The organism is Ignavibacteria bacterium (genome assembly GCA_016873775.1).
In the GTDB taxonomy this organism is placed as follows: domain Bacteria; phylum Bacteroidota; class Ignavibacteria; order UBA10030; family F1-140-MAGs086; genus JAGXRH01.
Window position 1 is genome coordinate 1 of sequence record VGWC01000068.1, and the last position, 12,335, is coordinate 12,335.

Below are 12,335 nucleotides of genomic sequence, written 5' to 3' on the forward strand. Positions count from 1 at the left end.
TTGCTTGTTCACCAACGAAACAATTTCATTCCCCTTAATATCGTATATCTTTATAGAAACAAAACTTGTAACTTGTAACTTGTAACCGATAACTGTCGCTGCATTAAACGGATTCGGATAGTTTTGCAACAAAGAAAACGACAAGGGATTTTGATTTTCATGTTCCGAAAAACCTGTAACGGTGAAACTTACTTTATCAATGAACTGCAAATTCGTTGACGCATAAATTGTGCGAACGAGATTTCCGTTGCTCGAATCTATTTCGTGAATTCCTGCGGCGTTGGTTGCAAGAAAATTTCCGTTTCGCAACTGATACACTCCGCGTATTCCGGAAACGGCGGAATAATATTTGAGCAGTTCACCCGTTGCAGAATAAATGCGTATTCCCGAAGGGGTTGAAAAATATGCAACGGCAATATTTCTATCCGCAACTTCAGAAATTTGTTGCGGAAAACTTGTAAGCGACGAAAATTCATTCAAAAAATTTCCATCGAAATCATATCGCAGCACTTTGGACCCCGTGCTTCCTGTAACCAATACATCATCGCTGCGAAAGAGTATCCCAAACGGACTTCCCAAACCACCGGAGCCGGCGGCAATAAAATTTCCAATATAATTTCCCCCAGAATCAAACTCCGCAATGGAATTTTGATTTGCTCCGCTTGCAACACAAACAACTAAATTTCCGTTCGGACGATATGCGTGTCCGCGAATATTATCGAGTATGCTGTTGTTCACTCCTCCCGCGGGCGCAAAATATCCGAGGTAATTTCCCGCCGTATCATATCCTTGCACAAGGTCAGTAATTTGGTCGGAAACGGTGATGAAACCCTTGGGATGAAGACGCGCTTCTTTCGGCGATACAAGATTTCCGGAATCAGAAGGAATAAATGCAACGTCGAGCAAATCTCCTGTTTCCGAATCGAACGCAAGCACATTATCATTCGTCCAGTTGGGAACGAGAAGTACGGAACCACCCCCGCGAAGTATTTCGGAAACATTGTTCTTTTGAAAATTGCGGGCAAGAATTATTCCGCCGAAATTTTTTTGCGCGTGCTGCACATTATATGTTTGCATCAATTCATCATACAACATTGTTATTCCGCTTTCTAATGGATTTGCGAAGTTGGTAATAACTCCGTACACAACGTTACCGTTTTCAATCGCTATTGCATTGGCAATTATGCCTTCGGGAAAATACATATTGAACGGAAGATGTTGTTCAAGCGCAAGTTTTTTTGCCTCCTGTTCACGATTCGGTTCGAGTTCGTTCTGCACCAGTAATTTTTCGAGTGAACGAGTGGGCTTCTCTGCAAACGAATAAGTTGATGTTGAAAAAGAGAAGAGAAATACAACGATAAAAGCAATTGAATATTTCATACGAATAAAGAGTTTATAGTGAAAAAAAATTGCAATAATGTAGAAACTTTTTGTGTAAAATAGAAATGGAAACCCTGTAATGTTTCTCGTTCAAATTGCAACGGCAAAATTTTTCCGTCTTAATTTTTCATCAACAGTACTGATAACTGAAAAACGAAATTGGGTATTTGCGTATAGTTCGTGTTCTACTGTTTTCTCTTTATCACCATCGTCGAACAAACGACCTTGTTCTCGAGAACATCGTTTTCTTCTTCTTGTTTCTTTAAATAATCCTGAAAAAGTTTTCTCTTTTCGGGATACATTTCCATTAATTCCCCGCATCGCAGTTGAAGATTTCCGAATATATAGTTGCTTGCATTCTTTACGTTGTCCTTTGGCAATACGCAGTCTTCTATCAGTTTCATTCCCGCCAAATCAATCTGCTGAATTATTATTTCTTGTTTCAGAATCAATGGATGACTGAAATTGCTCTGTTCAATTATGTATCCATCATCAATAATGAATATTCCATTTTCATTTATGCATTTCGACAATGTTGACAACGTTGCGAAGTAATCGCCAAACACCGGTCCAATCGCACCAAGAATAATAACGTCGAAATCAAACAACTCTTTCACTTTTTCTCTGATATCTCCGGTTTCGAACGCACAGAGACGTTCAACATTAAACTCGACGGCTTTACGTTGCGCATAGTCAATGAATTCCGGAATTGCATCTATTCCATAACATTTGCATCCCAATGTTTTTGATAATCGTACCGATACCGCCCCTTTTCCACAAGCCAAATCAAGAACGTGTACGTTTGCATAATCAGAAATATGTTTTCGTACGAGTTCAGTTATTGTTTCCGGCTCTGCTCCCATTTCCCAAACATCCTGAAGTATGTACGGTAAATATGGAAACAATTCTTTGTCGGAACCGTCCATCGCTGTTACAACACATTCTTCTATTGTTTTCATCGTATTAAGTCAGCGCATTTCATTGCACACGCTAATATTCACTGTACTTTTTGTAATATTTTTTGATGCCTGCTAATTTTGCGATTTCTCCTAATACGCATCCCATTATTTTTTGTATAGAAACGGGCGGGCCGGAAATATAAATGTCGTACTCATTGCTCATTGCCACGACCTGAAGGAATTTTGGTGAACCGTCTGTTTTGGTTTTGCCGTCATTTGCAAGTCCGAAAAACTGTTCAAAAAAGATTTCTGTTTTAAGCGCGGGCTCAAATTTTACTTTCATTTTTACCGTCGTGTCAGAAGAATCATTCCACCATTGGTGCGGTTTTCCTTTCGGAACGATGATTTTATCGGACGCTTGTAAATGTTTGATTTCTCCGTTCAGTTCAAGCCGCAAAGTGCCCGATACAATTTCAAAATGTTCGTTTTGCGAAGGATGAATATGTCTTACTGGAACATAACCTTTCGGAGCAACTTCAAAATCAAATAAAATATATTTCCCGTTGTGCTTTTTGTCTGTTCTTTTTCTTGCACCGCTCAAAAACAAAACAAAGAACTATCCTATTCGCTTGTTGATGCATTTCCTCAATTTACCGGAATTTATTCGCCCCGTTGATTTTCAATCTGCACGTGATGGAAGTGGACGTGTGAATGATGGTGGAAATGAAGAAGGACTGCTCGGACTTGCGTTTCATTCGGATTTCGAAACGAATAACTATTTTTTTGTTAACTACACAGCAACTAATCCGCGAAGAACAGTCATTTCCCGCTTTCAGTTGAACCCAAATGATGCATCAGTGGCAGATTCAACTAGTGAATTTGTGATTTTGGAAATTGCGCAACCGTACTCCAATCATAACGGCGGACAAATAACATTCGGAGCGTGTTCCATTTAAAAGTAAATCATATTGCGATTGTGCAAGTTCAATTCCTGCTTCGGCGTGCGCGAGTTGTAAATCTTGTGTTGAATAGTCAAGAATTGCAAGTGTGTCATTTTCTTTGATATTGTTTCCTTCCTCGAAAAAAAGTTTTTGCAACTGTCCCGAAGTTTTTGCGCTTACGTTTACATCCGTTGCTTCAAGCGTTCCGGTGGATTCGAGTTGTCCGCTGTGATTATTTGAGCAACTCGTAAATAAAAATACTACGAAAAGAAAAAAAAATATTTTCATAAAATTCTGAATTAAACGTTCTGCGATACATTTACTTTTTGCAAAAGAAAAACACCAACAATAAAAAATGCGCTGAGAGAAAGAGCGGCGAATCGTTCACTTCCGCTGAAATATGAAATTGACCCAAACGCAAGCGGACCAAGAATTGTCGAAGTTTTATCGAACAATCCGTAAAAGCCGAACAACTCCGCGCGTTTGTTTTCCGGGGTGAGGGATGACATTATGCTTCGCGACAATGCTTGCGTTGAACCAAGAAATACTCCCGCAATTCCGCCGATGATAAAAAATGTATTTTTTTCTTGGATGAAATACATTGCAACACAAATACAACACCACGCAAGTAAATTGAAGGAAAGTGTTTTTTTCGTTCCAAACACATCGGCAAGTTTTCCAAAGGCGAGCGAACCGACAAGCGCGGTAATTTGCACGAGAATAAAAAAGTAAGCAAGTTCTTCGAGTGAAAATTGTAACGTGGATTGCGCATAAATTCCCGAAAAAAAAATGATGGTGTTTACGCCATCGCTGAAAATAAAAAATGAAAAAAGATAGTTTTTAAGATTGTTGTATTGAGAAATGTTTCGAAATGTTGTTTGCACGCCTTGAAATCCGAGACGAAAAATGTTTTGTAGAGGCGTTGCATGCAACGTCTCTACATTTTTTCTTTCTTTGAAAAACAAAAACATCGGCAAAGAAAAAAGAAAGAAAATAATTGCAGAAGCAAGAAATGTTATGCGTGGTTCTTCTTTGAACGGGAACACGAGCAATACGGAAATCAGTGAACCTGCATATCCAACGGCGTAACCGAGCGAAGAAATTTTAGTGTACTCTTGTTCTTCTGCTATTTCCGGAAGAAATGCATCATAAAATCCCAAACTCGTTTGATACCCGATGTTCGCAAGTATAAATATCAACATCGCATAGAGAATCATTCCCTCCGTAGCAAAATACAAAAGCGCTGTTGATACGATACAAAGAAACGTGAAGAAAAGAAGAAACGATTTTTTGTTGGAACGAACATCCGCTGCCGCGCCGAGAATTGGATTCAATACTGCAACAACCGACATTGAAATTGCGATAGCGAGCGACCAATACCAATCGCCAATCGGCAAGTTTTGCGCAACGACTTCTTTAAAATAGACGGCAAAAACAAACGCAACGATAATTACAGCAAACGACGAATTGGCGAAATCATACAATAACCAACCGACAAGATGCTTTCGTTGTTTGTTATCCGGCATAAAAAAGGGATGGCGAAAAATTATGCAACGTTGCTCTTCTTCGATTTTTTTTGAGAGGATGCAGGCGTTTCGTTCAAAAGACCTCTTCCCTGTTTGTTCATCAATCCGCTCGCCTTAAATTTTTCGTGCAATGCATCGAGTATTCCATTGACGAATTTACCGCTTTCACTCGTGGAATAAAGTTTTGCGATTTCAATCATCTCGTTGATGGAAACTTTCGGCGGAATTTCACTGCAATAGAGCAGTTCGAATAAGCCCATTCGTAACAATATTTTATCAATGAGCGCAATGCGATGAAGTTCCCAATGCTGCGCGTGTTCTTTCAATAAGGCATCGAATTCATCGCGGTGCTCCATAGTGCCGATAAGGAGTTTTCGCGCAAACACAAAATCTTTTTCGCTGTTGGAAAATTCAAGAAGATGGTATTCCATCAGCGCAGAAAGTTGTTGCTCGGAAATTTCAAACGCGTACAGTGCTTGCATTACACGCTCGCGAACGAGTCTGCGGTTCGATGTTCGCGGCGAATGAGTTTTATTTTCTGTAAAAGATGAATGTTCCAGAAACGTAGAAGAAAAATGTTCTGCAAGAAGCAGGAAAAAAATTATAGAAGAATGTTATCGCGCTTCGAAAGTTGTTGTGTAAGCGTTCCGTGCGCATTGTGAAAAATTTTCAAATGTCCGATAGCGCGCAACCGTTCTTCAGCAAGTTGGCTTGATGCCTGATGAGGAAGAATATTGCTGGATTTCGCGATAAGAAAAATTCGCTTCAGCATGTCATAAATACGTTCCGCTTGTTTGAGCGCGCGGTCGCGTTGGTATCCTTCGAGTTCGTTGGCAACGTTGATGAGACCGCCGGCATTGATAACATAATCTGGAGCATAGAGTATATTGCGTTCTTTCAGCATCGTCCCGTGAATATGTTCGTCAGCGAGTTGATTATTTGCGCCGCCGGCAATGATTTTACATTTCAATCGAGGAATAGTAGCATCGTTGATAATCGCTCCTAATGCGCATGGAGAAAACACATCCGCTTCGACATCGTAGATTTTTTCCGCACTGATAAATTCTGCCTGAAATTTTTCAATAAGCGGCTTTGCTTTTTCTTTGTATATATCCGTAACAAATATCTTGGCGCCATCTTTCGCAAGATGTTTGCAAAGATAGGAAGCAACAGAACCCGCTCCCTGAATAATAATTTTTTTGTTTTCAAGAGAATCGCTTCCCGTTAACTCATTCAAACATGCTTTGATTCCAACAAATACTCCATATGCAGTTACGGGCGACGGGTCTCCGCTTCCTCCTAATGCGCGGTCTATTCCGGTAACATATCGTGTTTCCATTCGTACATATTCCATATCATGAACACTTGTTCCTACGTCTTCTGCTGTGATGTACCGTCCAGCGAGTCCTTCAACAAACCTTCCAAACGAACGAAACAATGCTTCTGTTTTATCTGTGTTCGGATTGCCGATGATAACCGCTTTTCCGCCTCCAAGATTGAGTCCTGCAACCGCGGCTTTGTACGTCATTCCACGAGAAAGACGAAGCGCATCAATGATCGCTTCTTCGGAAGATTGGTACATCCACATACGCGAACCGCCAAGCGACGGACCAAGCGTAGTGTTATGAATAGCAATAATTGCCTTTAAATGAGAAGTTTTGTCGGAACAAAAAACAACTTGCTCATGGTCTTTTTCTCGTAAAAGGTTGAATATATCCACTGAAAAAATTTATCGGAGATGTATGTTCAATTTGAATTTCGGCGAAAAAAGTACTGAAAAAAAACTGGAGAGAAAAGAATTCACGCTTGTCATAAAACGAAACAATAAACATTCACTTCATTATGACGATTAAAAAATAGTCTGCCATATTGCTTGTCAATCTCTTACAAACAGTTTATATTTTCCCCGTCTAATTTTTCTTAATTTCAAAAATGAACAATACACACACGCTCGATGAAATTTTACATTCCGTTTCGACAAACGGGTTTCACAACTCCCTTTTCCCAGAATCACTCACGTTTAACGATATTTCCCTTGTTCCGCGAGTTGTTTCAAGCATCAAGCATCGTACGGAATGTTCTGCCGCAACAGATTTTCTTGGCATTCCGCTTCAACTTCCTCTTCTTGCGGCTCCGATGCCCGATGTTTGTGGAGGGAAAATGGCTGCTGTACTCGCTCAACTCGGAGCGCTCGGATTCATTCACAGATTTTCTTCAATCGAAAAACAAGTAACGGATGCCTTGTTGACAGAAAAGAAAAATGCAATCGGATGCGCAATTGGTGTTACCGGCGACTGGAAAGAACGATTTCAACAACTATATAACATTGGAGTTCGTTTATTTTGTCTCGATATTGCAAATGGAGCAAATCACGTTGTTGCAAACGCGATTTCGTGGTTGCGGTCGCATACGAATAACGGAGAAATAAAAATTATTGCCGGAAATGTTGCCGCCGCCGAAACGTTCGTGTGGCTTGCAGAAGTTGGTGCTGATGCCATTCGTGTCGGCATCGGCAACGGTTCAATTTGCACAACTTCGATTGAAACAGGAATTGGACAAGGACAAGTTTCTGCAATTGTTGAATGCGCGCGCGTGCGTGAAGAAAGAAAACTTTCCACGTTGATAATTGCCGATGGAGGAATTCGAACTCCCGGAGATATGTGTAAAGCGCTTGCACTTGGCGCAGACGCAACAATGCTCGGTTCTGCCCTTGCGGGAACGGAAGAATCACCGGGAGAAGTCATAAAATTTCGCGGACAACTTTACAAGCGATACGTTGGCGCGGCTTCGTTTGCAACGAAAATGTCGAATGATTATGTGGAGGGTGAAGAAACACTTGTTCCCTATAAAAGCAAAGTGGAAAAAACCCTTAAACGATTTCTTGATGGAGTTCGTTCTTCTATGGCATATATGAATGCGCGAACGTTGAGTGAATTTCGACAATTCACTTCATTTGTTCGACTGACGCAACATTCATTCATCGAACGAACGCCTCATATATTAGGATAACGCATTTCATCATTTCACAAATGAAGAAAATTTTTCCTTCATTGGAAAATTTTTCGTGATGAATATTGTATTCTTCCCATAATCTTGAAAAGGAAAGGATTGGCACGCATATTGCAAAGTCTTCAAAACAAAACGGAATTTTACTTGAAAACATTAATACTCGTTTTTCTGCTTACAACAATCAGTTTCTCACAGCGGCAATCTTCTGCGTCACTGTTCACGTCGTATGGAAAATATTTTTATTCACAACATTCAAATTCTCGGAACTCAAAATCCGTGGGCTTCTATGGAACGTTTGTCAACGGACATAGCAGTTCTTACTCGGTGGGAGCAGACGTTTTGACTCTTTCAGACAAAAATCAACACGAAAATTTTTTCTTACAACAACTCTTTGTAACTCGCGGTGCTTGGTGGATTGACGGTAAATGGAGCGCTACGCTTCATTCCGCGCTTCTTCACGAAAATTCTTACGAATATCGCGATGCAGGATTTCTTGGTGCAGATTCGTTGTTTTTTTTCCCGTCGAATAATATTTATTTCGGCGGTGGCGGCACTATGTTTCATTATTCACCGACAACAACACTCTCACTCAACGGAACAATATCATACAGCAACGCTGAAATCTATTCGAAGTTATTCACGTTGAAATACTCCGCCGTATTTCCATTTGGCATAACAGAAATTTTTTCGATTGATGCCTGCGGTCTACAAACAACGCCGCTTCTTGTTTCCTTTCGAAATCAAATAACGTACGCATTCACTACTGTTTTCATCCATGGAAAGGTGATGTGGGGGCGACGTAGGTTTTTCTTCGATGAAGCATCGCTCACGCTTTTCAGCCAGCGCGAACAGCAAAATGCATCATACGCATTCGGCATTGGATGGCTCTCATCGAAATCGTTTTCTTTGCTTGCTTCTGTTACCGTTGAAAAATTTGACGCATATTCCGTAGCGTATGTTTCTTTGGGGGCAAAATACAACTCGGTTTTTCGATAACAACATATTCAACATCATATTCACGAACAAACTCTCTTTACTTATTATGGTACGATACATATTTTTTCTTCTCATTTTTTTCGGCACAGTAGTTTTTTCGCAATCCTCAAAAACGTTGCTTTCGCTTGATATTACGTACGAGTACGATACAGGAATTCCGAAGACGTTAACGATAAGCGGAAATCCTGAACAAACGCCGCTTTGGCTTGGTACATCATTGTATCCGTACGGCGTTGTTGACGTGCTTGGACAAGGAATTCATAAGCAAATAGAAATAAAGAAAACGCCGTTCAAGGAAACGATAGAACTTGGAAAGAATGTCTATAGCGGTTCGTTTGAAATTGCATTGTATAGAAAAAAAATTGAACGAGAGGATTGTGCAGAAGACAGCGGATGCTATTGGTGCAAAAGAAACGGATTTCATCTCGAAGAACTGCTCGAATACAAAAACGGATACCTTTTCTGGAAATAATTTTTCGTTCACTCGTGAGTTCGTTTGTTCATACTTTCTTCCAAACAACACAACGAATTAACGAGCAAACCAACGAACCAACGAACCAACAAACTAAAAACCATGACTTCACGAAACTTATCCGAAGAAATGACGCTCACCAACAATGGGTTTCTTTTCGACCACGTAACCGGATTAACATACACATTAAATTCAACAGGCGGCTTTATCTTGAAAAAAATTATAGATGGAAACAAGCCAAATGAAATAATTGCAGAATTGACGCAATCATTTGATGTTAACGATTCAACAGCGCGAAATGATTTCGAAGAATTTTTTGAACTTGCTCGCGTGTACGGAATTTTGTAAAATGATAATAGGCAAAAGATTTTTCTGTTTTCTCGTTTTGTGTGTGTACGGTGCATCTTTTACAAGCAGTGTATTTTCGCAAGAATTTACTTCTGTTTGGAATTCGCCGCCGTGGGATTCGGGAGGTGTTGCGCCGAATAGCGTTGTGTGGTCGTTACACAACGAACAACTTGATTTGGACAACGACGGAAAAAAAGAATTCCTTTGCGTTTCGTCGTGGAGTGATACGTTTTACAATGCTGTGTACTTATACGAAAGCAATGGAAATAATACGTTTTACATTGTTTGGAGTTATAGTTTCTCTGGTTACTCGAATGATTACAGCAACGTTGCCGTTTCCGATTTAGACGGTGACGAAAAAAAAGAAATCATCTGTTTCGTTGACCCGCTTGATTCCACATATCACGGATTTTACGTGTTTGAATGGGATGGAACTGATAATGGATTTCCAACGCTACCAACTGTAACCTGGAACCTAAATTTGCCGTACGCGTTTGATGAAGGCAGCGCAATTATCGGAGGAGATTTTGATAACGATAATCGAGAAGAAGTTTCCGTATTATTTCAGGAATCATTCACGTATGCAAAAACGCGCTTGATGATTTTTTCTCTCGATTCAAATTCAACGTTCGCAAATCCCGTTTGGAATATTGAACTTAACGATACAACAACATTTTATTACAGCGGTTATTCACTCACTGCAACGGATTTAGATAGAGACGGGAAAAAAGAAATTGTTGCAAGCGGTTGGGATTCAACATTTCACATTGCAATTTTTGAAAACACGGGAAATCCAAATTCTTACTCGCGTGTTGCAAATATTTGGAACATAACTGCGTATGCTGATTTTGCAAACGGTGGATTTGTTGAAGCAAATTTTGACAGCAACGCAACAAATGAATTGTATATCTCGACTGTAGCGGGAAATATTTTTGTTGTAACGAACAACGGGGATATAAGCGCGATGACTTCTGCAAATGTTCATCCGCTGACGCAGCATTATGTTGATGGTTACGGATTGATTGGGATTACTGCGGGAAATGCCGATGGAAATAATTTTCCCAATCTTTATGTTGCCGGAAGTTATCACGAAAATGTTTTGGATTTTGAATACCACGGCGGCGATGTTACAAACCTAGCGAGTTACGTGCAAACAATTGATTTTCAAGACGATACAACAGATGACCACACCTTCGGTTCCGACCAAGGATATTTACGTCCGAGTAAAATTGCAATTGGTGATTTTGATAATGATGGCATTGGTGATATGGTAATTTCGTCGTCGAGTTTTGCATTCGATAAACCAACACTTACTGTTGCTGAGTTTTCGGGAACAAGTTCGGTGCGTGAAAATTTTTCTCCGAAGCAATTTCTTCTGAAACAGAATTTTCCCAATCCATTTAATCCGAAAACGGCTATTGGCTTTTCGCTGTTTGCTGTTAGCAATGTAACTTTGAAAATTTACAATTTGCAAGGAAAAGAAGTTACTACGCTTCTTAACAATAAAGAAATGCAAGCGGGAAATCACGAAATTCAATTCGATGCAATAAATCTTTCTTCGGGTATGTATTTCTATCGTTTAATAACAAATACATTTTCCGAAACAAAGAAAATGATTTTACTGAAATAAATTTAGCCACGAATTACACGAATTGACACTAATTTTTTGTTTCGTGAAAATTCGTGCAATTCGTGGCGACAAAAACATCTACCCAACTAATGACAAAAAACATCGCCATCACCGGACTTAACGCAACCGATAATCCCGCGCCGGGAATTCCGATTACACGTTGCTTGCGCAAAGATAATTGGAAAGGAAAAATTATCGGACTCGCGTACGATGCATTCGACACAGGAATTTATGATGCGGAACTTCTCGACGAAGTGTATCTTATTCCGTATCCCAACGAAGGAGAACATGCTCTCTTGCATCGCTTGAAAGAAATCCAAGCGCGTACTCGCATAGATATGTTTCTTCCGACTCTCGATTCGGAACTATTCAATGCAAATCGTCTTATTCACGATTTCCAAGAAATTGGAATAAAAACATTTCTTCCATCCGAAGAACAAGTGCGAATGCGTTCCAAAGCGTTGCTCTCGGAATTTTGTATGAAGCATGAAATTCGCGTTCCGAAAACTATTGTAATGAACGATATTCGAATGATTCCCGAAGCAACGAGAAAAGTGGGATTACCAATTGTTATCAAAGGAGTTTTTTACGAAGCGTACGTTTGTTACTCGATGGAAGAAGCGAATATTTATTTCGGGAAATTAAATGCAAAATGGGGACTGCCGATTATTGCCCAAGAATATTTACCCGGCGAAGAATACGATGTTGCCTGCGTTGGCGATGGGAAAGGAAATCTTATTGGCGCAGTGCCGATGCGAAAATTGCGTTTGACGGAAAAAGGAAAAGCGTGGGCGGGCGTTACTATTAAAGATAAAAATCTCTATGAGCAAGCGGAAAAACTTATTGATGCGTTGAAATGGCGCGGACCATGCGAAGTGGAAATGCTCAAAGACCCAAAAACCAACGAATATATTTTGGTAGAAATTAATCCGCGTTTCCCGTCGTGGATTTATCTTTCGGCGGGAGCGGGAGTGAATTTGCCGCTTGCTGTTGTGCATCTTGCGCTCGGAGAAAAAGTAAAAAAACTTCCCGTGCCGCAACCGGGATTTACGTTTGTCCGCCACGCAACCGATTTAGTTTGTCCGATGAATTATCTCGAAAGTTTAACAACAAAAGGGGAATTGATTTTTGAGA

14 protein-coding genes are annotated in these 12,335 nt (G+C 40.2%); 7 read left to right on the forward strand and 7 right to left on the reverse strand.

From position 1 onward, the window contains the following. The 3 genes from FJ218_08940 to FJ218_08950 all read right to left on the reverse strand — a co-directional run. Window positions 1-1,380: hypothetical protein (locus tag FJ218_08940; GenBank protein ID MBM4167023.1), on the reverse strand; the 1,380-nt coding region annotated here is incomplete at its 3' end. Window positions 1,381-1,565: 185 nt separating this feature from the next. Next, window positions 1,566-2,339, reverse strand: coding sequence for a class I SAM-dependent methyltransferase (locus tag FJ218_08945; GenBank protein MBM4167024.1), 774 nt, complete (start codon window positions 2,337-2,339; stop codon window positions 1,566-1,568). A gap of 31 nt (window positions 2,340-2,370) precedes the next feature. After that, entirely contained in the window at window positions 2,371-2,886 is a 516-nt protein-coding gene (locus FJ218_08950; protein ID MBM4167025.1) for a cupin domain-containing protein, read from the reverse strand. Window positions 2,887-2,914: 28 nt separating this feature from the next. Here FJ218_08950 and FJ218_08955 point away from each other — a divergent pair, with 28 nt between their 5' ends. Then, window positions 2,915-3,235 carry a PQQ-dependent sugar dehydrogenase gene (locus tag FJ218_08955; GenBank protein MBM4167026.1) on the forward strand — a complete coding sequence of 107 codons (321 nt, stop codon included), beginning with the start codon at window positions 2,915-2,917 and terminating at the stop codon, window positions 3,233-3,235. Here FJ218_08955 and FJ218_08960 read toward each other — a convergent pair. The 4 genes from FJ218_08960 to FJ218_08975 all read right to left on the reverse strand — a co-directional run bounded on the left by FJ218_08960 (window position 3,146) and on the right by FJ218_08975 (window position 6,466). Further along, the gene (locus tag FJ218_08960) at window positions 3,146-3,508 is read right to left on the reverse strand and encodes a biotin/lipoyl-binding protein (protein MBM4167027.1); all 363 of its coding nucleotides are present in this window, start codon (window positions 3,506-3,508) and stop codon (window positions 3,146-3,148) included. The two genes, FJ218_08955 and FJ218_08960, sit on opposite strands and share 90 nt — an antisense overlap. Window positions 3,509-3,519: 11 nt before the next feature. Next, window positions 3,520-4,746, reverse strand: a complete 1,227-nt coding sequence (locus FJ218_08965; GenBank protein ID MBM4167028.1) for an MFS transporter — start codon at window positions 4,744-4,746, stop codon at window positions 3,520-3,522. 20 nt (window positions 4,747-4,766) lie between these two features. Beyond that, window positions 4,767-5,228 carry a transcription antitermination factor NusB gene (nusB, locus tag FJ218_08970; GenBank protein ID MBM4167029.1) on the reverse strand — a complete coding sequence of 154 codons (462 nt, stop codon included), beginning with the start codon at window positions 5,226-5,228 and terminating at the stop codon, window positions 4,767-4,769. 119 nt (window positions 5,229-5,347) lie between these two features. Next, complete coding sequence (locus FJ218_08975) at window positions 5,348-6,466, reverse strand: Glu/Leu/Phe/Val dehydrogenase (protein ID MBM4167030.1); 1,119 nt, start codon at window positions 6,464-6,466, stop codon at window positions 5,348-5,350. Between the two features lie 212 nt (window positions 6,467-6,678). Here FJ218_08975 and FJ218_08980 point away from each other — a divergent pair, with 212 nt between their 5' ends. The 6 genes from FJ218_08980 to FJ218_09005 all read left to right on the forward strand — a co-directional run. After that, window positions 6,679-7,755 (forward strand): guanosine monophosphate reductase, encoded by a 1,077-nt coding sequence (locus tag FJ218_08980; GenBank protein ID MBM4167031.1) that lies wholly within the window; start codon window positions 6,679-6,681, stop codon window positions 7,753-7,755. Between the two features lie 144 nt (window positions 7,756-7,899). Further along, window positions 7,900-8,751 (forward strand): hypothetical protein, encoded by an 852-nt coding sequence (locus tag FJ218_08985; protein MBM4167032.1) that lies wholly within the window; start codon window positions 7,900-7,902, stop codon window positions 8,749-8,751. A 46-nt stretch (window positions 8,752-8,797) separates the two neighbouring features. Further along, window positions 8,798-9,223 carry a hypothetical protein gene (locus tag FJ218_08990; protein MBM4167033.1) on the forward strand — a complete coding sequence of 142 codons (426 nt, stop codon included), beginning with the start codon at window positions 8,798-8,800 and terminating at the stop codon, window positions 9,221-9,223. Between the two features lie 102 nt (window positions 9,224-9,325). Then, window positions 9,326-9,571 (forward strand): PqqD family protein, encoded by a 246-nt coding sequence (locus FJ218_08995; protein ID MBM4167034.1) that lies wholly within the window; start codon window positions 9,326-9,328, stop codon window positions 9,569-9,571. Beyond that, a complete protein-coding gene (locus FJ218_09000; GenBank protein ID MBM4167035.1) occupies window positions 9,498-11,201 on the forward strand; it encodes a T9SS type A sorting domain-containing protein in 1,704 nt (567 codons plus the stop codon). The genes FJ218_08995 and FJ218_09000 overlap by 74 nt, the downstream gene beginning before the upstream one ends. 89 nt (window positions 11,202-11,290) lie before the next feature. Next, on the forward strand, window positions 11,291-12,335 hold a 1,045-nt coding region (locus tag FJ218_09005; protein ID MBM4167036.1), incomplete at its 3' end, for an ATP-grasp domain-containing protein.